General features: G+C 70.3%; 20 protein-coding genes and 2 pseudogenes. 11 read left to right on the forward strand and 11 right to left on the reverse strand.

Features of this window, described 5'->3' with window-relative positions:
- Positions 1 to 211 precede the first annotated feature (211 nt).
- The 3 genes from VGD44_RS10135 to VGD44_RS10145 are packed head-to-tail and all read left to right on the forward strand — an operon-like array spanning position 212 to position 2,058.
- Positions 212 to 634, forward strand: a complete 423-nt coding sequence (locus VGD44_RS10135) for a MaoC family dehydratase (protein ID WP_331086525.1) — start codon at positions 212 to 214, stop codon at positions 632 to 634.
- A 13-nt stretch (positions 635 to 647) separates the two neighbouring features.
- Positions 648 to 1,589, forward strand: a complete 942-nt coding sequence (locus VGD44_RS10140) for a bifunctional riboflavin kinase/FAD synthetase (RefSeq protein WP_331086527.1) — start codon at positions 648 to 650, stop codon at positions 1,587 to 1,589.
- Positions 1,590 to 1,593: 4 nt separating this feature from the next.
- Positions 1,594 to 2,058: a hypothetical protein gene (locus VGD44_RS10145; RefSeq protein ID WP_331086529.1), complete on the forward strand. Its 465-nt coding sequence runs from the start codon at positions 1,594 to 1,596 to the stop codon at positions 2,056 to 2,058.
- A gap of 12 nt (positions 2,059 to 2,070) precedes the next feature.
- Here the strand turns inward: VGD44_RS10145 and VGD44_RS10150 are convergent, their stop codons facing one another.
- From VGD44_RS10150 to VGD44_RS10180, 7 genes are all read right to left on the reverse strand, one after another.
- Positions 2,071 to 2,256 carry a DUF3606 domain-containing protein gene (locus VGD44_RS10150; RefSeq protein ID WP_331086531.1) on the reverse strand — a complete coding sequence of 62 codons (186 nt, stop codon included), beginning with the start codon at positions 2,254 to 2,256 and terminating at the stop codon, positions 2,071 to 2,073.
- A 65-nt stretch (positions 2,257 to 2,321) separates the two neighbouring features.
- Entirely contained in the window at positions 2,322 to 2,579 is a 258-nt protein-coding gene (locus VGD44_RS10155; RefSeq protein WP_331086533.1) for a hypothetical protein, read from the reverse strand.
- Between the two features lie 2 nt (positions 2,580 to 2,581).
- A complete protein-coding gene (locus VGD44_RS10160) occupies positions 2,582 to 2,740 on the reverse strand; it encodes a hypothetical protein (RefSeq protein WP_331086535.1) in 159 nt (52 codons plus the stop codon).
- A 14-nt stretch (positions 2,741 to 2,754) separates the two neighbouring features.
- Positions 2,755 to 3,114 (reverse strand): DUF6481 family protein, encoded by a 360-nt coding sequence (locus VGD44_RS10165; protein ID WP_331086537.1) that lies wholly within the window; start codon positions 3,112 to 3,114, stop codon positions 2,755 to 2,757.
- A gap of 255 nt (positions 3,115 to 3,369) precedes the next feature.
- Positions 3,370 to 3,579 carry a cold-shock protein gene (locus VGD44_RS10170; RefSeq protein WP_331086539.1) on the reverse strand — a complete coding sequence of 70 codons (210 nt, stop codon included), beginning with the start codon at positions 3,577 to 3,579 and terminating at the stop codon, positions 3,370 to 3,372.
- A 226-nt stretch (positions 3,580 to 3,805) separates the two neighbouring features.
- Positions 3,806 to 5,440, reverse strand: a complete 1,635-nt coding sequence (locus VGD44_RS10175) for a DUF695 domain-containing protein (RefSeq protein WP_331086540.1) — start codon at positions 5,438 to 5,440, stop codon at positions 3,806 to 3,808.
- Positions 5,437 to 5,967 carry a hypothetical protein gene (locus tag VGD44_RS10180; RefSeq protein ID WP_331086542.1) on the reverse strand — a complete coding sequence of 177 codons (531 nt, stop codon included), beginning with the start codon at positions 5,965 to 5,967 and terminating at the stop codon, positions 5,437 to 5,439. The genes VGD44_RS10175 and VGD44_RS10180 overlap by 4 nt, the downstream gene beginning before the upstream one ends.
- A gap of 217 nt (positions 5,968 to 6,184) precedes the next feature.
- Between VGD44_RS10180 and ileS the strand changes: the two genes are divergently transcribed.
- The 3 genes from ileS (at position 6,185) to VGD44_RS10195 (ending at position 10,283) form a co-directional block, all read left to right on the forward strand.
- On the forward strand, positions 6,185 to 9,097 hold the full coding sequence (ileS, locus tag VGD44_RS10185) for an isoleucine--tRNA ligase (protein WP_331086544.1): 2,913 nt from the start codon (positions 6,185 to 6,187) through the stop codon (positions 9,095 to 9,097).
- Positions 9,094 to 9,600: a signal peptidase II gene (gene lspA, locus VGD44_RS10190; RefSeq protein ID WP_331086546.1), complete on the forward strand. Its 507-nt coding sequence runs from the start codon at positions 9,094 to 9,096 to the stop codon at positions 9,598 to 9,600. The genes ileS and lspA overlap by 4 nt, the downstream gene beginning before the upstream one ends.
- A gap of 128 nt (positions 9,601 to 9,728) precedes the next feature.
- On the forward strand, positions 9,729 to 10,283 hold the full coding sequence (locus VGD44_RS10195) for a DUF3035 domain-containing protein (protein ID WP_331086548.1): 555 nt from the start codon (positions 9,729 to 9,731) through the stop codon (positions 10,281 to 10,283).
- Positions 10,284 to 10,446: 163 nt separating this feature from the next.
- Here VGD44_RS10195 and VGD44_RS10200 read toward each other — a convergent pair whose 3' ends face one another.
- A complete protein-coding gene (locus VGD44_RS10200; protein WP_331086550.1) occupies positions 10,447 to 11,406 on the reverse strand; it encodes a TraB/GumN family protein in 960 nt (319 codons plus the stop codon).
- A 42-nt stretch (positions 11,407 to 11,448) separates the two neighbouring features.
- Here VGD44_RS10200 and mutL point away from each other — a divergent pair, with 42 nt between their 5' ends.
- The 3 genes from mutL to VGD44_RS10215 all read left to right on the forward strand — a co-directional run bounded on the left by mutL (position 11,449) and on the right by VGD44_RS10215 (position 15,798).
- Positions 11,449 to 13,290 (forward strand): DNA mismatch repair endonuclease MutL, encoded by a 1,842-nt coding sequence (mutL, locus tag VGD44_RS10205; RefSeq protein ID WP_331086552.1) that lies wholly within the window; start codon positions 11,449 to 11,451, stop codon positions 13,288 to 13,290.
- Between the two features lie 136 nt (positions 13,291 to 13,426).
- A complete protein-coding gene (locus tag VGD44_RS10210) occupies positions 13,427 to 15,250 on the forward strand; it encodes a PAS domain-containing protein (protein WP_331086553.1) in 1,824 nt (607 codons plus the stop codon).
- A gap of 143 nt (positions 15,251 to 15,393) precedes the next feature.
- Positions 15,394 to 15,798, forward strand: coding sequence for a VOC family protein (locus VGD44_RS10215; RefSeq protein ID WP_331086555.1), 405 nt, complete (start codon positions 15,394 to 15,396; stop codon positions 15,796 to 15,798).
- Between the two features lie 126 nt (positions 15,799 to 15,924).
- Here the strand turns inward: VGD44_RS10215 and VGD44_RS10220 are convergent, their stop codons facing one another.
- Complete coding sequence (locus VGD44_RS10220) at positions 15,925 to 17,541, reverse strand: response regulator (protein ID WP_331086557.1); 1,617 nt, start codon at positions 17,539 to 17,541, stop codon at positions 15,925 to 15,927.
- 331 nt (positions 17,542 to 17,872) lie between these two features.
- Between VGD44_RS10220 and VGD44_RS10225 the strand changes: the two genes are divergently transcribed.
- Positions 17,873 to 18,148, forward strand: coding sequence for a YjhX family toxin (locus VGD44_RS10225; RefSeq protein ID WP_331086558.1), 276 nt, complete (start codon positions 17,873 to 17,875; stop codon positions 18,146 to 18,148).
- Here VGD44_RS10225 and rsmD read toward each other — a convergent pair.
- Positions 18,131 to 18,712, reverse strand: a pseudogene (gene rsmD, locus VGD44_RS10230) (16S rRNA (guanine(966)-N(2))-methyltransferase RsmD); the annotation flags it as partial. The gene VGD44_RS10225 and the pseudogene rsmD sit on opposite strands and share 18 nt — an antisense overlap.
- 137 nt (positions 18,713 to 18,849) lie before the next feature.
- Between rsmD and VGD44_RS10235 the strand changes: the two are divergent.
- Positions 18,850 to 19,473, forward strand: a pseudogene (locus VGD44_RS10235) (enoyl-CoA hydratase/isomerase family protein); the annotation flags it as partial.
- Here VGD44_RS10235 and VGD44_RS10240 read toward each other — a convergent pair.
- Positions 19,430 to 20,575 carry a pseudouridine synthase gene (locus tag VGD44_RS10240; RefSeq protein WP_331086559.1) on the reverse strand — a complete coding sequence of 382 codons (1,146 nt, stop codon included), beginning with the start codon at positions 20,573 to 20,575 and terminating at the stop codon, positions 19,430 to 19,432. The pseudogene VGD44_RS10235 and the gene VGD44_RS10240 sit on opposite strands and share 44 nt — an antisense overlap.
- Position 20,576: the final 1 nt, after the last annotated feature.

The following is a 20,576-nucleotide window of genomic DNA, read 5'->3' on the forward strand; positions in this document are numbered from 1 at the left end:
GTGCTGTTCGTGGCCAACGGCATCCATGGCGGCGAGACGGTGGGCCCGGACGGGCTGAACGAGGTTGTGGTGAATGATCTCCTGCGGCAAGAGGGCCTACAGGCGAACTGGGTTATCGCTGATATTGAATGGTAGGCGCGAGTCGCTCGCCGGGTGCACGGACCGGCGGGGGACAAAGGGGCGCGCGACGGAAGCGGAGGGGGGTCTTTCCGTGCAGGGATTCTATTTTGACGAACTGACCGTCGGTCAGTCCGCGGAGATGAGCCGTGTCGTCGGCATAGCCGACATCGAGGCGTTCGCGGAGGTGTCCGGAGACAACAATCCGGTTCACCTGGACGACGTCTACGCCAAGACCACGACCTTCGGGGAGCGGATCGCCCACGGCATGCTGTCGGGCGCCTACATCTCGGCGATCCTGGGCACCAAGCTGCCGGGGCCGGGGGCCATCTACCTCTCGCAGTCGCTGCGCTTCCGCCGGCCGGTGAAGGTGGGCGACCTGGTCGTGGCCCGCGCCACCGTGAAGGCGCTGGACGCCGCCCGCGGCCACGTCACGCTCGACACGACCTGCGCGGTGAACGGCAAGACGGTGGTCGACGGCGAAGCTCTGGTGATTGCGCCCCGCCGCGGGGCGTGACAATCGGGGGCGCATGAAGCGCATCCGGGTCATCCGCGGCTGGAAGGACCTGTCCGAGGGCGATCGCGGGGCAGCCGTGGCCATGGGCAGTTTCGACGGCGTCCATCTGGGCCACCAGCAGGTGATCGAGCTCGCCCACCAGGCCGCCGAGCGCCTCGGCGCGCCGCTGGGCGTGATCACCTTCGACCCGCACCCGCGCGTCTACTTCCGCCCGGACGAGCCGGCCTTCCGCCTGATGAAGACCGACCAGCAGGCGCGCGCGCTCGAGAAGCTGAACGTCGACATCCTCTACGTCCTGCCGCTCGAGGCCGAGCTGGCGGGCATGACCGACCGCGAGTTCGCGACGGAGGTCCTGCACAGGGGGCTGGGCGCGCGCCACGTGGCGGTGGGCTTCGACAACTCGTTCGGCAAGGGCCGTACCGGTACGCCCGTCACGATGCGCCAGTACGGCGAGGAACTGGGCTTCGGGGTCTCGGTGGCCGAGCCCGTGGGTGACGGCGGCGGCGAGAAGTTCTCCTCGACCGCCGTGCGCGAGGCCCTGCGCGACGGCCATCCCGAGATCGCCGCGGAGATCCTGGGCCGCCCCTTCGCCATCGAGGGCCCGGTGCAGCGCGGCCGCCAGCTGGGTCGCAAGCTGGGCTTTCCCACCGCCAACGTCGACCTCGGCGACTACGTCAGCCCGAAGTACGGGGTCTACGCCGTGCGCACCCGCCTGTCCGACGGCCGCCAGTTCGAGGGGGTCGCCAACATCGGCGTCAACCCGACCGTCCACGGCATCGACCACCCCCTGCTCGAGGTCTGGCTCTTCGACTTCGACGAGGACATCTACGACCGCATCATCGAGACCGACCTCGTGGCCTTCCTGCGTCCCGAGGAGAAGTTCCCGGACCTGGAGACGATGACCGCCCAGGTGATGCAGGACGCCGAGAACGCCCGGCGGGCGCTGGGCCCGTAGAGCCATGTCCGACCCCGTCCTGATCATCCCGTTCGCCTTCCCGGTCTTCTTCATCGGGATGTGGCTGCTGGTGGTGACGATCCTGAGCGCCGTGTCGGGGTGGAAGGGGATCGAGACCCGGTTCCCGGATCGCGACGACGAGGTCCTCGCGACCGTCCGCATGGCCTCGGGCTTCATGCGCGGCGTGCGGATGAACAACATCCTGACGCTGACCGCCTGCCGCACCGGGCTGCGCGTCGGCATGTGGAAGCTGTTCGCGCCCTTCGACCGGCCGTTCTTCGTGCCGTGGGATCAGCTGGGCGTGGAGCGCCGCGAAGCGTGGTTCCAGAAGCGCGCCGTCCTCGCGTTTGGCGCGCCGCCCGTGGGCAAGCTCGACATCTCGGCCGACCTCGCCGACCGCCTGGCCGCGGCGGCGCAGATCCGTTGGCCGGAACGCACGGCCTTCCGGTCCTCGCCGATCGTCAGCTAGCTGAGCGCGCCGTCAGCGGCGCTTCCCCAGCTCGGCGGCGATGTCCTTGGTCATCTTGCCGACCTTGCGGTGGGCGGCGGTGAGCTGGTCCTTCGTCACACCCCACTTCTTCATCCAGTACTCGACCGCCTTGCGCTCGGAGAGGTCGAGGCGGTCCTTGTCGATGAAGAAGCCACCCTTGTCCTTCAGGCCGGCCATTGCGGAGCCCTCGCATCGTTGCCGCCGGCGAGCATGGGCTGCGCCCCGCCCGCCGCACAAGGCCCTCAGCGGCTGACGGTGATGTCCTTGATCAGCGCCTGCACCGAGGACTTCCCGCCGACGCTCCAGACGAGCTTCAGGTGCGCCAGGGTGCGGGCCGCCGCCTCGTCGTACTTCCAGTCGCAGCCGACAAAGCTGCAGCCGCGGAACTGGGGCGGCTCGCCGCCGGCGTAGACCAGCCGGCAGTCGCGGAATTCGCAGTCCGAGAAGGTCTCGCCGTCCAGCTGGACGGTCTCGTGATTGTAGATGTCGCCGCTTGGCATGCTCAGCTTTCGTCGGGGGCCGGATCGGCCGCCTCGGGATTGGATTCCGCGCGCTCGCGTTCGCGCTGCTCGCGCTTGGCGGCCGCCTTCTCGGCGGTCTTGATCGCCTTCTGGCGGTCGCGCTCCATGCGCTCGAACTGGTAGTTGGGCTTCCGCGCCATGTGCGCTCCTCGTCTTAGGCGCGGGCCTTGCGGGCCGCGTAGCGCGCATCGCGCTTGGCTTTCTGCTCGGCCTTGGTGAGCGCCTTGCGTTCCTTGCGCTCGCCACGCTTGGCGTCCAGCGCCGCGGCGGCCTGGGCCTCGTCGCTCAGGCGTGCGGACTCGATAGCGTCGGCGGCGGCCTGCTTGCGGGCGGCCTTGGCCTCGGCGCGGTCCTCGCGGACGCGCACGAGTTCGGCCGCACGGGCCTCGGCGCGTGAGGACAGCTCGGCGGCCGGGACCGACGGTTTCGGCTTGAAGGCGGCCAGCAGGGCCTTCTTGGCCTCGGCCGACGCCTTCAGGCGGTCTTGGAATCCGGTTCGCAGTATCTCGTTCATGGGGCTCCTTCTCGGGTGGTCGCGGCCGCATAGGTCGCCGCACAGATCGCCTCCAGGTGACCCCGGATGGAGCGCGGCGCCAGCAACGCGTCGACCGCGCGGCAGCCGTCCGCCTTGAGACGTCGCTTCAGGCTGGCGAAGTCGGGGGCGCACCCCGCGCGGGCCAACTCATAGGCGCGTTCAATCGTTGATTGGGTCATAGCCGCGTAGCCGCCGGCGGCGCAGGGACGCGCCCCGCGCCGCCGGCGATAGTCCTTACGCGGACTGCAGCTGACCGGCCGACATCTTGCCGCTGCGCTGGTCGCGCTCGAGCTCGAAGCTGACCTTCTGACCTTCGTTCAGCGAGCCGAGGCCCGCGCGCTCGACGGCCGAAATGTGGACGAAGACGTCAGCGCCGCCGTCGTCAGGTTGGATGAAGCCGAAGCCCTTGGTGGGGTTGAACCACTTCACGGTGCCGATAGCCATGTTTTCTGTCTTTCTTGTGCAAGTTCTGACACGTCCCGGACGGGAAGTGACATCAAATCGTCGGAGAGGATCTTGCGAAGTCCGGGCTCGATCCGAAGAACAAGCGTGGAGAGCAGCCGAACCAAATCGCAATTTGATTTTGTCCCTATACGCGAACATCTCGCCGAACGCCAACGAAATCAGACGCTGTGGTGAAGCCTGGATGAGGCGAGCGCCGAGTCGCCCGCTACTTCGCCCCGCGCACCACTTCCGTCTCCCAGCCGTCGTACTCGCCGCCGCGTTTCTGGGCGGAGTTGAAGAGGATCTCGACGACGCGGTCGATCTCGACCGGCCGGTCGACCCGCGAGACGTTGACCAGATACTGCTTCCGGTCGTCCGGATTGTACCGCTTCGCCTCGACCTTGAAGCCCTGGGCCGCCATCTCGGTCGCAAACCCATCGCCCGCCGCGCGGTTGGGGAAGATGGCGAGGTGGTCGATCGACCGGGGCATAGCGCCGTCGTCACCGTCCGTGGCGAGACGGGCCAACACGCTGCGGTTGCCCATGAACTGGATGTCGAGCGGCCGGGGATACAGGAACTCGAAGTAGGTCGACCACTTGGCGTCGGCCCGGTCGCCGATCTCGAACCGGTATTCCGGGAAGGCGGCCATCGCCCTACGCGCCACGGCTTCGAAGACCTGGGCGTCGCGGGTGTAGAAATAGAAGTCGCGATTGCCGCTCGAGGTGTTGCGGCCGACGTAGAGCGTGGGGCTCGCTTGCTGGATTTCGGCGACGATGGCGTCCTCCACGCGGACCAGCTCGTCGAACTCCTCGCTGCTGGAGAGGCCGTCGTCGCGCGGTTTGCGCATGATCACGCGGAGGTAGCCCATCCGGTCGTAGCCCGGGACGGGCGCCCGCCGGGCGATGCTCATGTCGAGGAAGATCGAGGCCGGCTGGTTGTCGACCTTCAGGGGGTAGAAGTTCCATTCGTCATCGTCGGTGGACTGAGCAAGCGCCGCTGCGGCGGCCGCGCAGCCTGTCGACGCGGCTGGCTTGTCTGCGGCCATGGCCTTCAATCCCTTCAAGTCGAACGCCTCGCCCGGCCGCAGCAGCGAATAGAATCCGCCGTTCGGCTGTTTCTTGCCGTCGTGGATGAAGACGTGGCCGACGCCCAGCACCTTGAAGCGGTCGCGGGTCACCTCGATGGCCGTCGACTGGTCGATGCCGATGCCCAGCAGGTCGGGATGCTTGTCGATGACCGTCTTCAGGTGGTTCTCGCGGCCGCGGGCGGTGATGTGCTGGTCGATGGCCACGCCCTGCATGAGGCCGAAGCCCTTCTCGTAGCCGGGCGCCATCATGACCTCGTTGCCCTCCCGCGCGCCCCGCACGAGGTACGACGCCTGGATCGAGGCCCCCGCCGAGGTGCCGCCCACCACGCCGCCGCGGGCCAGCAGCTTCTTGATCTCGGCCTCGGTCCGCGTGCCGGCGTAGGAGTCCACCAGCCGCCAGTGCCGCCCGCCCACGAACCACACCGCGCTCGCCGTCCTCAGCGGCGCCGCAAACGCCTCGGTGTCGGCGACCTTCGGGTCGCGGGTGTGGAGCACGGTGAGGTTGGTCGCGCCCAGCGCCCGGAACATGCCCAGGCACGGGCAGTCCTGCCCGAAGTCCTGCTCGGCCGCCGTCGGGACCACCACGATCCGCGCGCCGGGACCGCCCGCCAGGGTGATGAACCGCCCCACGATCTCGCGTCCCAGCTTGCCGCCGCCGGCAATGATCAGCGTCCCCTTGTCGGGCCCGCGGACGCCCGGAGCGGCCAGCGCAGCGGTCGCGCCCAGCGCCAGCACCCCTGCGGCCAGGAATGCCGCGGCCTTCGCCGGGCTCACGTGGCGCCCCCTGATCGGAAGATCGTCAGCGTGTCCTCACTCAGGGGCGCGACCGATTCCACCAGTGTGCCGGGGATCCTCGCCTCGACGCGATCCACTTCAAACGCCTCATCCGCCACACGACCCTCGTAGAGCCGCACCAACAGGCCGGCATACGGCAGCTTCAATTCGCGATGCAGGTCGCCCAGCACGTTGGCCCACAGCTCGGCGGAGTCACCGCCCCCACCGTCGGGCCGCGCGGCGGCGCGGCGTCGATCGTCCAACGCACGGGCGACTTTGGACTTGGACCAACCCTTGCGAGCAAGGCGCGCGCCCTCCTGCTCGAGAGTCGCCTCGAAGTCCGGGCCAACGCGCGGCGCGAGCACCGTTCCGCAGTCGCAATGGCCCGGTGTCGTCAGGAACTGGGCTTCGCCGGGCAGCAAGCGCCTGGCGACCGACGGGTTGGCGATCGGCTGCGCAACTCGGCCATGCCGCTCCAGCACACGCTTCACGGCCGCGGGGTCGGCGGCGGGTACGACGAGGGTCACGAAGTGGCACATGGCGGTATCAGCAGACACCGCTGCTCGGGGCGTCAAGCCTGGGGATGACGACCCAAGCTCACTCTGTTAGAGCCAGCGCGATGACTACGGTCCGGAAGAGCCTGCGAATTATCCGCCCGGCGTGACGCCGCCGGACGAAGCCGTTCCAGCGCGCGCCGGGTTCTCACCCCGCACCTCTAGACCCCCGGACCATCTGGACAGAGTTATGGCCGACGACGCCCCGACGCCCACGCGCGACTATCGCGAAACCGTCTTCCTTCCCGAGACGCCCTTCCCCATGCGCGCGGGCCTGCCGCAGAAGGAGCCGCAAATCCTGGCGAAGTGGGACGCGGAGAACCTCTACCACGCCATGCGCGCCGACCGGCAGCGCGCGGGCGCGCCCCTGTTCGTGCTGCATGATGGGCCGCCCTACGCCAACGGGGCCATCCATGTGGGCCACTGCCTGCAGAAGACGCTGAAGGACTTCGTGGTCCGCTCGAAGTTCCTGCTGGGCTTCGATGTCGACTATGTGCCTGGCTGGGACTGCCACGGCCTGCCGATCGAGTGGAAGATCGAGGAGGAGCTGCGCGCCAAGGGCCGCCGTAAGGACGAGGTCTCCAAGGCCGAGTTCCGCACCCTCTGCCGCGACTACGCCGCCCACTGGATGGGCGTGCAGAAGGACGGCTTCAAGCGCCTGGGCGTCGTGGGCGACTGGGAGAACCGCTACGCCACCATGGACTACTCGTCCGAGGCGGCGATCGTGGCCGAGTTCCACAAGTTCGTGGCCTCGGGCCAGCTCTACCGCGGCTCGAAGCCGGTGATGTGGAGCCCGGTCGAGCGCACGGCGCTGGCCGACGCCGAGGTCGAATACCACGACCACGTGAGCCCCACGATCTGGGTGAAGTTCCCGGTGACCGAGGGTTCGGACGCCGCCCGCGGCGCCAGCGTCGTGATCTGGACGACCACGCCCTGGACCATCCCCGCCAACCGGGCGATCAGCTACAGCGACGCCGTGGACTACGGCGTCTACCTCGTCGAGGAGATGGAGACGGGGCTGGAGTTCGAGCCCTGGGCCAAGCCGGGCGACCGGCTGATCGTGGCCGACAAGCTGGCGGACGACGTCTTCACCGCCGCGAAGATCGCCAAGGCCCGCCGCGTCGAGCGCATCGACTGCCAGGGCATGGTCTGCGAGCACCCGTTCGCCTACCTCGACGCCCACTACCGGTTCGGCGTGCCGCTGCTGGCCGGCGACCACGTGACCGACGACGCCGGCACCGGCTTCGTGCACACCGCGCCCGGCCACGGCGCCGACGACTACGTGGTCTGGCTGGCGCACGGCCATCGCGAGATCCCCGAAACCGTCGATCCCGACGGCGCCTACTATGAGCACGTCGCCCTGTTCGGCGGCCTGAAGGTGCTGGAGACCGAGGGCAAGAAGGCCGGCAAGTTCGGCCCCGCCAACCCGGCCGTGATCGAGAAGTTGATCGAAGCCGGCCGCCTGCTGGCGCGCGGGCGGATGGAGCACAGCTATCCGCATTCCTGGCGCTCGAAGGCCCCGGTTATCTTCCGCAACACGCCCCAGTGGTTCATCCGCATGGACGAGCCGGTGGACACCAGGGAGCTCGGCGGCCGCAGCCTGCGCGAGGCGGCGCTCGACGCCATCGAGGCCACCACCTTCTATCCGGCCGCGGGCAAGAACCGCATCCGCTCGATGGTGGAGAGCCGGCCCGACTGGCTGATCAGCCGCCAGCGGGCCTGGGGCGCGCCTCTGGCCATGTTCGTCGACAAGGAGACGAACCAGCCGCTGCACGACGATGAGGTCAACCGGCGGATCGTCGAGGCGATTCAGGCCGAGGGCGCCGACGCCTGGTTCAACCGGCCCGACTCCGACTTCCTGGGCGAGCACGACCCGCAGCGCTTCGAGAAGGTCGAGGACATCCTCGACGTCTGGTTCGATTCCGGCTCGACTCACGCCTTCACGCTGGAAAACCGCGCCCACACCAAGTGGCCGGCCGACCTCTACCTGGAAGGCTCGGACCAGCACCGCGGCTGGTTCCAGTCGTCCCTGCTGGAAAGCTCGGGCACCCGCGGCCGCGCGCCCTATGACGCCATCCTCACCCACGGCTTCACCATGGATGAGAACGGCGAGAAGATGTCCAAGTCCAAGGGCAACACCGTCGATCCCGAGATCGTCATCCGCGAGAACGGGGCCGAGATCATCCGCCTCTGGGCCGCGATGATCGACTACGCCGACGACAGCCGGATCGGGAAGACGATCCTGCAGACCACGTCCGACGCCTACCGCAAGCTCAGGAACACCGTCCGCTACATGCTGGGCGCGCTGGCCGACTTCTCGCCCGACGAGGCGGTGGAGCTCGACCAGATGCCGCCGCTGGAGCGGTTCATCCTGCACCGACTGTGGGAGCTCGACGGCCAGGTCCGCGCCGCCTACGACGCCTACCTGTTCCAGGACGTGATCCGGCCGGTGCTCGACTTCTGCCAGGAGGACCTCTCGGCGCTGTTCTTCGACATCCGCCGCGACAGCCTCTACTGCGACCAGCCGGACGCGCTTCGCCGCCGCGCGGCGCGCACGGTGATGGACGCCGCCTTCGAGCGGCTGACGGCGTGGCTGGCCCCGCTCATCCCCTTCACGATGGAAGAGGCCTGGACCACGCGGTATCCGCAGGGCCACTCCAACTGCCTGCGGACCATCCCGATCACCCCGGCCGAGTGGCGCAACGACGCCGAGGCCGCTCGCTGGGCCAAGGTGCAGCAGGTCACGTCCGTGGTGACCGGCGCGCTGGAAGTCGAGCGGCGCGAGAAGCGCATGGGCGCGGCGCTCGAGGCGGCGCCGAAGGTCCACGTCGCCGACGCCGGCCTGCTCGCCGCCTTCGAGGGCCTGGACGCCGCCGAGGTGTTCCGCACCAGTCAGGCGACCCTGGTCACCGGCGACGGCCCGGCCGGTGCGTTCCGACTGTCCGAAGTGGCCGGTGTCGCCGTCGAACCGCTGAGGGCCGAGGGCAGGAAATGCGCCCGCTCGTGGCGGATCCTGCCCGAGGTGGGCTCCGACCCGCGCTACCCGGACCTGTCGCTGCGCGACGCTGAGGCCGTGGCGGCCTGGGACGCGGCCCGCGGATGAGCGCCGAGACCGCCGTCCGTCCGAGCGTCACCTCCTGGGGCTGGCGCGCCTACGCCATCGCCGCGGTGGTGCTGATCCTCGACCAGCTCACCAAGTTCTGGATCCTCTCGGTCGTGCGCCTGCCCGAGCAGGCCACGATGGAGGTGTTCTGGCCGCTTCAGTTCACCCGCATCTGGAACGAGGGCGTCAGCTTCGGCCTCTTGCAGACCCGGCACGATCTCGTCCGCTGGGGCATGGTGGTGTTCAACGTGGGCGTGGGGATCCTGCTGGCCTTCTGGGCGAGGAGCCAGGTGCGCCTGCTGCCGGCCGTCGGTCTGGGCCTCCTGATCGGCGGCGCGATCGGCAACGCCATCGACCGGGCCCGCTTCGGCGCGGTGGTCGACTTCATCGACGTCCAGCGGCTGGGGTTCTTCCCGTGGATCTTCAACATCGCCGACTCGGGCATCACGATCGGCGTGATCCTCATCCTGCTCGACAGCCTGCGGCGAGAACGCCCGGCCTGACGGCGTTGGCGCGCCCCGCCGATTGGGGTATCCAGTCCCTCCGCCGTTTTCCGGCCACGGAACCCGGCGACACTGCAGGATGATGCGCCGCCCCCCGGATGGGGCGGGCTTGGGAGTTTCTAGGGTTCATGAGCTTCAATCGAGTGATCGTGGCGACCGCACTGGTCGCGGCCGCGGGCCTCGCCGGCTGCCAGTCGACCCAGAAGGCCCTGGGCATGTCCAAGGTGACCCCCGACGAGTTCCGCGTCGTCACCAAGGCGCCGCTGGTGGTGCCGCCCGACTACGCGCTGCGCCCGCCGGCCCCCGGCGAGCCGCGCCCGCAGGAGCTGCAGCCCGAGAGCGCCGCCCGCAACGCGCTGCTGGGCCAGCGTGAGGCCGAACAGCGCTCGGACGGCGAGAAGCTGCTGGTCGCCAAGGCCGGCGCCGAAAAGGCCGACCCGCTGGTGCGCTACGTCGTCGACGACGAGTTCGGCGACATCGCCCACAAGGAAAAGAGCTTCGCCGACCGGGTGATGTTCTGGAAGAAGGACGAGCCTGCGCCGCAGCAGACCGCGGCCCTCGACGGCTCCAACAGCCCGATCGACGCGGCCTCCGAGAAGGAACGGGTTGGCAAGCTGATCGGCGCCAAGCCCGTCACCATCCAGCGCGAAGCTAAGAGCCGCATCAAGCTCCCGGGGCTCTAGCCCAAGGCGCACCGCTGAAAGTCTTCGAGCCGCCGCGCAAGCGGAGGCTCAATCTTTTTTGGATCGCGGAAAACGCAGAAAGGCGCGGAAGGAGGGGCCGATCGCCTTCCGCGTTCTTTCCGCGTCTTCCGCGGTTCGAAGGGAAGTCGCCGCTACGCGGCTCTCAGTCCTCGCCCGGCGTCTTCACCGTGAACCCCTGCGCCCGCAGACGCTCGAGCACGCCGTTCTGGGCCAACAGCGGCCGCAGCGGGACCAGCACGATCGCGTGGCCCGGCTGCTTCAGCGCCCCGGCGATCGCGCCGGCCGTATCGGCCTTGGTCCGCTCGTCGTAGGTGCGCCCGCCCGAGATCACGGCCAGGCAGCGCTCGTAGGTGCGCTCGTTCTGCAGCGCTCCCTCCACGTCGCCCACCGCCCACGCCCGCGCCGCCGCGAGCGTCGCGCCCGGCCCGGCCTCTGCCTGGGCCAGCACCTCGTCGAAGCAGATGCGCCCCGTGCTCGCCGGCGTGCGCAGGATGCCGCCCAGCTGCGGGCCCAGGTCGTAGCTTTTCTCCACCACCTTCACGCGCTTCCGCTGGGCGAGCAGGCGGACGAGCTTGGCCGGGTCCATGTTCGTGAGCTGCGACTTGTCGCGGTAGTCGATGGCCAGCTGCACGCCCGCCGCCAGCGGGTTGCTGGTGCCGTAGTGCTTGGCGTCCTGACCCAGCCGCGTGCGCACGGCCACGAACCGCGCCCGCGTGCCTGCGTCCAGCCGGGCCTCGAACGGCCCGCCCGAGCGCAGCCGCATCAGGTTGATCGCCGTGCCGATCGAGCCGACCGGCTTCGCGCGCACGTTGACGAAGGGCAGGATCACCACGTTCGCGCCCTCGAGCCGCCGTTCGAAGATCGCCCTGTCCCACTCCATCCGCTTGGGCGCCAGCGACGGCACGCCCAGCACGTAGACCGTGGTGTCGGCGTCCGACACCCGCCACCAGGCTGGCCCCGGCAGCCGGCCGCGCACGACCAGCTCCTCCACCAACGTAGCGTCGGGGTCGTCGATCGGAGCTGCGGGCGGCGGCGCCTGCGCGGACGCGGGCAACGCGCAGGCCAGCACGGCGAGCGAGAGAGCAGCGAGACGATTCAGCACGGGCGGGAGACTCCTCGGAATCGTACTATGTAGGAAGGGCCCATGCCGATCCGCCGCCTGCCGCCCGAACTCATCAATCGCATCGCCGCCGGTGAGGTGGTGGAGCGCCCCGCGAGTGCGGTCAAGGAGCTGGTCGAGAACGCCCTCGACGCGGGCGCGTCGGAGGTCCAGGTCCAAGCCGACGGCGGCGGGCTCACCCGCATCCTGGTGGCCGACGACGGTGGCGGTTTGACGGCGGCAGAGCTTCCGCTGGCCGTCGAGCGCCACGCCACCTCCAAGCTGGCGCCCGACGCCGACGGCGACTACGACCTCCTGCGCATCGCCACCCTCGGCTTCCGCGGCGAGGCCCTTCCCTCCATCGGATCGGTGGCGCGGCTCTCCATCACCAGCCGCTCCAAAGGCCTCGCCGACGCCCACGCGATCTTCGTGGAAGGCGGCGCGGTGGGACAGGTGACGCCCGCGGGCTTCCCTGGCCCGCACGGCGCGCGGGTGGAAGTGCGAGACCTCTTCTACGCCACGCCGGCGCGCCTGAAGTTCATGAAGTCCGAGCGGTCGGAGAGCCAGGCGATCGCCGAGGAGCTGAAGCGCCAGGCCATGGCCCACGAGGCCGTCGGCTTCGCCCTCGACCTCGACGGCCGCCGCACGCTGCGTCTGCCCGCCGAGAGCGCCGGCGACGAGGGCCGCCTTGCCCGTCTGGGCGCCATCATGGGCCGCGAGTTCTCCGACAACGCGCTCCTGATCGACCACGAGCGCGAGGGCGTGCGCCTGACGGGGTATGCGGGCCTGCCCACCTACAACCGGGGCAACGCCGCCCACCAGTACCTGTTCGTCAACGGCCGCCCGGTGCGCGACCGGCTGCTGCAGGGCGCGCTGCGCGGCGCCTACGCCGACTTCCTGGCCCGCGACCGCCACCCGGTCTGCGCCCTGTACGTCGAGCTCGACCCCGGCCTCGTCGACGTCAACGTCCACCCGGCCAAGGCCGAGGTGCGCTTCCGCGACCCCGGCCTCGTCCGCGGCCTGATCGTCAGCGGCCTGCGCCATTCGCTGGCCGCCGCCGGCCACCGCGCCTCGACCACCGCCTCCATGGCGGCGCTGGGCGGCTTCCGTCCCCAAGGCGCGCCCCCGCCGTCGGGCGCCGGGTTCTCGGCCTGGCGGCAGGGCGGCTGGGCGCCGGCGATGGCGGCGGCCGTGCAGTCGATCCCCGGCCTCTCCGAGGTCTCCGCCCGCGCCGAGGTCCCGCCCGAACCGTGGACGCCCGGCGTCGGCGAACCCGCCGCGCCGGCGCCCGCCTTCGACCCGGTCGACTTCCCGCTGGGCGCCGCCCGGGCCCAGGTGCACGAGACCTACATCGTCGCCCAGACCCGCGACGGCGTGGTCATCGTCGACCAGCACGCCGCCCACGAGCGCCTCGTCTACGAGCGGATGAAGACCGAGATGGCCGACGGCGGCGTCGCCCGCCAGGCGCTGCTCTTGCCTGAGGTGGTGGAGCTGGACCCCGCCGAGGCCGAGCGAGTCGCGGCCCGCGCCGACGAGCTCGCGGCGCTGGGCCTCGTCATCGAACCGTTCGGCCCCGGCGCGGTCCTGGTCCGCGAGGTCCCAGCGCTGCTGGGCGAGACCGACGCGGCCGGCCTCATCCGCGACATCGCCGACGACATCGCCGAGAACGGCCAGGCGCTGGCGCTCAAGGAACGGTTGGAAGAGGTCTGCTCGACCATGGCCTGCCACGGCTCGGTCCGCGCCGGCCGCCGCCTCACCGCCCCCGAGATGAACGCCCTCCTGCGCCAGATGGAGGCCACCCCGCACTCCGGCCAATGCAACCACGGCCGCCCCACCTACGTGGAGCTCAAGCTCGCCGACATCGAGCGGCTGTTCGGGCGGCGTTAGCGCTCTCCAAAAACCAGTGATTTGCCCGGCGACCACCTGTGCGCGTGCGGCGATAACGCTGTTTTGTCAAAGGCATCCCGTCCGGTAGTGTAGAACCCCCCAGCAGGGATCCCGGCTGCAACGGTCGGGCGCGCGCATGACAGCTCTGGCTGTAAATCTGGCGGCCACGTCCTTCGCAAGCGATGGGCTCTTGCGGAGCGCGCTGGAGAACAGCCCGGACTGTGTGAAGATCCTCGATCTCGACGGCCGCCTCCAGTTCATCAACCGCAACGGGGTCATCCTGCTGGGCGGCGGCGATGCGGGGGCGCTGCTCGGCAGGTCGTGGCTCGGGCTATGGGATGACCCCGAACGCGCCGTCGCGGCCCAGGCGCTCGACGCCGCGGCCCGGTGCGAAGTCCAGCGCTTCACGGCGCCGACCCGGACCTGCTCGGGCGAGCTTCGCCATTTCGACGTCGTGCTTTCACCATTGCGGAACGATAGAGGCGAATGCATCGCGATCCTGGTCACGTCCCGCGACGTCACTGAGCGGGAAATGGCGCTCCTCGCAGCAGAGGCCCGCGAGCGCACGGCCGAAGTCCAGGCTGCGGTTCTGCGCTCGGCCGCCGAGATGACCAAGCTCGCCGGCTGGGAGATCGATTTCCGACAGGGCCTGCTCGTGCAGTCGGAGGAGAGCGTGCGCCTGCTGCGCGGTGGCCCCCGCGTGTTGCCGATGGAGCGCGGGCTCGACATGTACGATCCCGAGGACCACGCCTGGATCGGCGAATTGCTCGCACGCGCCCGCGATCATGGCGAGCGCATCAGCTACGAGGCTCGCTATACCCGCGCCGACGGCACGCGCGGCTGGGTGCGGATCTTCGGCGAGCCGGTCTACGAGGAGGGCGTCTGCGTCGGCCTCCGCGGCGCCGGTATGGACATCACCGACGAGAAGGTCGCGCAGGAGGCGATCCAGCGCGCGGAGCAGCGCCTGCTGCTGGCCATCCAGCTGGCGGGGCTGCGGGTCTACGAACTGGATTTCCCGACCCACACCGTGACGCGTCACGGCGCGTCTCCCATAGCGCTGGACCGGGAGCCCGCCTTCGAGGACATCTGGCCGCCCGGCGACAACACCTACATGCACCCGCGGGACGTCGACCGGGTGAAGGCGCAGTGGGCCAGCCCCGACGCGGGCGAAACCCCCATCCGATCCGAGTTCCGCGTGCTCCGGAGCGACGGCGAAGTCCGCTGGGCCTTCACCGTGACCAAGGTGGAGCGGGACGCCACGGGCCAACCGCTCCGGCTGCTCGCCGCGGGCATGGACATCACCGAGCGCAAGCGCGCCGAACTCGAGATGCTCCAGGCCATGCGGAAGATGCGCGAGCACCAGGAGCACCAGAAGCTGCTGCTCGACGAACTGAATCACCGGGTGAAGAACACGCTGGCCTCGGTGCAGTCGGTGGCCGGGCAGACCCTGCGCGACGCCCACGACCTCGCCGAGGCGCGCGAGCTCTTCGTCCAGCGGCTGATGGCGCTGTCGGCCACGCACAATCTGCTCGTGAAGACCGCCTGGGAGGGCGCGTCTTTCGGAGATCTCGTCGCGATCACCCTCAAGCCCTACGGCCGCCCGTTCGCCTGCACGGGCCCCGACCTGCGACTCGATCCCAACTTCGCCATCAGCTTCGGCATGGCGCTGCATGAGCTCACCATCAACGCCGTGAAGCACGGCGCCTGGAAAGGCTCTGGTCGCATCGACATCGCCGTGGAGAATGGTGAGGAAGAGGTCGTCATCACGTGGCGCGAAAGCGGCGGGCCGCCGGTCACCCAGCCTGCCCGCCGGGGCTTCGGCTCGCGCCTGCTCGAGCGCGGCGTGGCCGGCGAGGTGCACGGCGAGGTCAGGCTGGATTTCGTCCCCAGCGGCGTCATCTGCACCATCCGCGCGCCGCTCAGCGCCCGACTGCAGGCGATCCAGCCGGAGGCCGCCTGAGCCCGTCCGGGCTGCCGCCGCACCTGAGCCTCGCCACCTGCTTGACCGTGTATCCGCGCAATCGATCGATACCTTCTCCCGTTCGGGAGCCGTCCGCCCTCACGCGACGTTAGGGTCAACTCCCCGCAAAAGGAGCCCTCGCCATGGAACTCCACATCGGCCGGCTGATCGACCACGTGCATCTGCGCGCTCGCGACCTCGCCGCCTCCAAGCGCTTCTACATCGCGATCTTCGAAGCGCTCGGCATCCCCTACGTCCAGGACGACGATCACTTGCAGGCCGACGAGTTCTGGATCGACGCCGGCGACGGCAGCCGCGTCCACCTCGCCTTCCAGGCGAAGGACCGCGCGACGGTAGACAAGGTCTACGCCGCAGCCCTCGCCGCCGGCGGCCGCGACAACGGCAAGCCGGGCGAGCGGCCCTATCATCCGGGCTACTACGCGGGCTTCTTCCTCGACCCCGACGGCAACAACATCGAGGCGGTTCACCACGGCGCCACATGGCGTTCGGCCGGCAGCGTGACCGTCACCTTCGAAATGCCGAAATAGCGGGCGGCGTCCATTAGGATCGGAGAGCAGCGGGGAAGCGGCCCCTCGCCAGTCAGGTGCGCCCATGATGGCCCCGGCCGCAAATCTGGCGTCACCACCCCTTGCCAGCGATGGGGAGTGACCAACCTACGCCGCCCGCGTCTCCTCGCCGGCGGTGTCGATCTGCAGCACCGCGTTCATGGCGGCCAGCAGGCGTTCGGGCTTGATCGGCTTGTCGACCACGCCGTTCATCCCGGCGAGCCGGTAGAACGCCGCGTCGGCCGGGTCGGCGTTGGCGGTGAGCGCCAGGATCGGCGCCTGGCTGGCCGGGCCGCCGCCCGAGCGGATGCGGCGCGTGGCCTCCACCCCGTCGATGCCCGGCATCTTGATGTCCATCAGCACCAGGTCGAAGCGGCCGCTGGCCACCGCGGCCACCGCGTCTTCGCCGTTGTCGACGTTCTCGCTCGAGCAGCCGAACATCTCGACCAGCGTCTGGGCGACCATGCGGTTGGTGGGGTTGTCGTCGACGATCAGCACGTGGACCGCGTCGCCCGCCTCCACCGTCGAGGGCGGCTCGGCCTCGGCCGCCGGCGCCGGCAGCCGGTGCAGCGGCAGCTCGAAGACGAACGCCGCGCCCTGCTCGCGCCCCGGCAGGGCCCGGATCACGCCGTTCATCCGGTCGACGATCTGGCGGCAGACCGCCAGGCCCAGGCCGGCGCCGCCCTGCCGCACGCCTTCCTCCGCCTGCAGGAACGGCATGAAGATCTCCTCCAGCCGGTCCGCGTGAATGCCCGGCCCGGTGTCGGTCACCTCGCCGCGCAGCCGCACGTACTCGCCGTCCGCCACGGCTGACAGCCGCACGTCGACCCCGCCCTGCGCCGTGAACTTCAGCGCATTGCCTACCAGGTTGTTCAACACCTGGCGCAGCCGTACGGCGTCGCCCAGGGCCCAGAGGTCCGCCGGGCCGTCGTAGGTCGCCTTGACGCTCAGGCCCTTCAGTTCGGCCTGGGCGGTCCAGGGGCTCAGGGAATCCTCGAGGATGCGCGGGACGGCCAGCGGCGCCTCGTCGAGGTCCAGCCCGGCGGCCTCGGCGCGCGACAGGTCCAGGGCGTCGTTCAGCAGCCGCAGCAGCACGCCGCCGGACTCCAGGATCGTCTCGATGAAGGGGGTCAGGTCGGCCTGCTCGGATTTGCGCTTCAGGATCTCGGCCACGGCCAGCACCCCATTTAGCGGCGTGCGGATCTCATGACTCATCACCGCCAGGAACCGGCCCTTGGCGGCCAGCGCCTCGTTGGCCTCGCAGGCCAGCCGGCTCATGGTCTCGGCGTGGGTGGCGGTCGCCGTCGCGGTGGCCTGCAGGAGCGCGAGCGTCGTGCCCACGCCGGCATAGCGGCCGCCGCAGGTCACGATGAAGCCGTGGAGCAGCTCGGACGGTCGCTCGGCCAGGATGCGGCCGCAGAATTCGGCCACGGTGACATCGCCGTCGGCGACCACCGGATCGCGCTTCATCATGTGCGAGGCCGGGCGCTTCGACCAAAGGGCGTAGCCGTGCTGGGCGGCCATCAGCACAAGGAAGGCGTTGCGCTCCACCAGCCCCACGGGCCGGCCCTCCTCGTCCACCACGGCGACGGCCATGGTGTCGGCCTCGTTCTGGAACCGCTCATACAGTTCGGCCCCCGGCGTCTGCGGCGAGACCGGCGGAATGTGCGGCGCAATGTCGAGCAGCAGCGTCATGACCAAGTCCCCGATTTGCGGGCGATCCATGGCTGAGCTCCTCCTAACGGCGCGTCGACCGGGAATGAACCTTTCAAGACATGTTTGTGACGTCGCCCGGCCACAGCCTGGACTTGCGCCCCGCCGGCGGCGCGCTCATCCTCGCGAGCATGTCTGAGAATGCGTTCGAGGCCCGGGCCTAACCGCCAGCCGGAGCCTCGCTTCTGACCGGCGACCAGGCCCGTACCGTCCGCGCCCCAGAGCGCATCCCGCCAGGATGCGCTCCAGCAAAGATGCGACGAGCCCTTTCATCCCGGGTCGCCGAGCGACCCGGGTGGGCTCTAGCGGGCGCGCCCCGTGACGCCTGAACCCGGACATTTCCTTGAACGTATCCAAGCCGCAGCAACGGACGCTGCACGCGCTCGCCCGCGGGGGCGCGATCCTGATCGAACGCAACGAACGCGGAACCCTCGTGGCCGCCGAGTGCATCACCCGCGAAGGCTGGCGCCTCAGCGACTGCGACGTCGCCGTCTTCAAGGCCCTGAAGCAGAAGCGGCTGATCGCCAGCCGCGACGGCGGTCCCTACCGCATCACCCGCCAGGGCCTGCTCAGCCTGCGCGCCCAGGCCGACAACCGGACCTCAGCCCGGGCGTGGTAGGGCCCTGAGGAAATGGACGCGCGCGGGGCCATAGTCGCGCGCGTCCAGCACCTCGTAGCCGGGCGCCTCGAACGGCGGCTCGGTCGATCCCCGCTCGAACACCACGATCGCGCCGTCAGCCAGCCAGCCGCCGGCCGCCAAGCGCTCCAGCGCCTGCTCGCCCAGGCCCTTGGCGTAGGGCGGATCCAGGAAGGCGAGGTCGAAGGCCGGCCCGTCGGCGCCGGGCCGCACGCCCAGGTCGACGGCGCTGCGGCGGTGCACCCGCGTGCGCCCGAACAAGCCCATGGCGTCGACGTTCTCGCGGATCGCGCCGCGGGCCGCCTCGTCCGTCTCCACGAACAGGCAAAAGCTCGCGCCCCGCGACAGGGCCTCGAAGCCCAGCGCGCCCGAGCCGGCGAACAGGTCGATCACCCGGCGCTCGCGCACGCCTTCGCTCCAGGGCGCATGCTCCAGGATGTTGAAGATCGCCTGGCGCGCGCGGTCCGACGTGGGCCGCGTGTTGTCGCCCGCCGGCGCGATCAGCGCCTTGCCGCGGAAGTCCCCGGAAACGATGCGCAACCGCTGCTCCTTGCTTGCCCTAGGGGCTCCGTTCCAAGGTTTCGCCCAACAATCAAGACGGGAGAGACGCCATGGGCCTGGTGAAGGTGGAGCGCCGCGGCGGCGCGGCGGTGATGACCTATGCGAACCCGCCGTTCGGCACCATGACCGCCGCCGGCTCGCAGGAGATGCTGGACGCGTTCCGGCCGCTCGCCGCCGACCCCGCCGTGCGCTCGGTGATCATCACCGGCGGCCTGCGGGGCATCTTCATCCGCCACTACGACGTGGACGAGCTGTCGGTGATGGGCGAGCAGCTCAAGGACCGGCCGCTACCGCCGCCCTCCGACGCCCCGCCGGAGCAGGGATTCCTCGCCTTGGTCGACGCCATCTACGCCGCGCCGAAGCCGGTGGTCGCCGCCATCAACGGCCTCTGCATGGGCGGCGGCTTCGAGTTGACGCTGGCCTGCGACCTGCGGATCGCGAGCCCCGCGGTCGAGGCCATCGGCCTCCCCGAGACCCGCATCGGCATCTTCCCCGGCGGCGGCGGCACCCAGCGCCTGCCCCGCGTGGTCGGGGAAGCGAAGGCGCTGGAGATCATCCTGCGCGGGCTGACCTTCACCGGCGAGCAGGCGCACGCGATCGGCATGGTGCACGAGCTCAGCGCCGACCCGCTGGCCCGGGCGCTGGAGATCGCGGCGGAATGGGACGGCTGGGGCGCCGAAGGGCTGGCCTACGCCAAGCGGCTCACCCGCGCGGCCCTCGACCGCCCGGTCGCGGCCGGCCTGGCGGACGAGCGCCGCGGGTTCCTCGAGGTGATGACCCAGGCCTCGGCCCGCGCGGGCCTGGAGACGGGCCGCCGGCCCGCGGAGATCCAGAAGGTCTAGCCGCGCCCGGCTTGGACCGGCTCTTGGCGCCCACGGGCCGCGCGTCGGGGCGGAACGGCGCAGCCTTGCTGCCGTCCTTCGGTCCGGACGCCTTCTTCTTCGGCGGGGGATGCGGCCGCACCTTGGGCTTCGGCTTTGCCCAACCGGCCTTGTAGACCGGCTTGGTCTTGGGCTCGCGCGGCGCCGGCGAGGCGACCACCGCGGACGCCGCAGCCGCCTGCGGATCGCGGCGCGAGGATTTCGCCTTCACCCGGTACTGCGGCCGCTCGCCCTTGGGCAGGTTGTCGGAGTCGATGTGCTCGGCGAACTGCTCGCGGACCACCCGCGGCCCCACCTCCTCGATCTCGCCCACGCCCAGCGTCCCCAGCGCCAGCGGCCCGTAGGCCAGGCGGATCAGCCGGTTCACCTTCAGCCCGATGGACTCCAGCACGCGGCGTACCTCGCGGTTCTTGCCCTCATGCAAGGTCACCGTGATCCAGAGGTTCGCGCCCTGCGGCCCCTCCTTGGCCTTGTCGAGCTTCGCCTCGATCGGCCCATAGCGGACGCCCTCGACGGTGACGCCCTTCATCAGCGTGTCGAGCCTCTCCTGCGTGGTCCGCCCGTGCGCCCGGGCGCGGTAGCGGCGCACGATGGCCGTCGACGGCATCTCCAGCGCCCGCGCCAGCTGGCCGTCGTTGGTGAGCAGCAGCAGCCCCTCGGAATTGAGGTCCAGCCGCCCCACGGAGATCAGCCGCGGCAGCCCCTCGGGCAGGGCGTCGAACACCGTCGGCCGCCCGTTCGGGTCCTTATGCGTCGTCACCAGCCCCACCGGCTTGTGGTAGCGGAACAGGCGCGCCGGCTCCGGTTCGCCCACCACCTCGCCATCGACGGTGACGATGTCGCCGGGCTCCACTTTCACCGCCGGCGTGTCGAGCGTGCGGCCGTTGATCGCCACCCGGCCCTCGCCGATCAGCCGCTCGACATCGCGGCGCGAGCCGACGCCGGCCCGGGCCAACAGCTTGGCCACG

The organism is Phenylobacterium sp. (assembly GCF_036402295.1).
Lineage (GTDB): Bacteria > Pseudomonadota > Alphaproteobacteria > Caulobacterales > Caulobacteraceae > Phenylobacterium.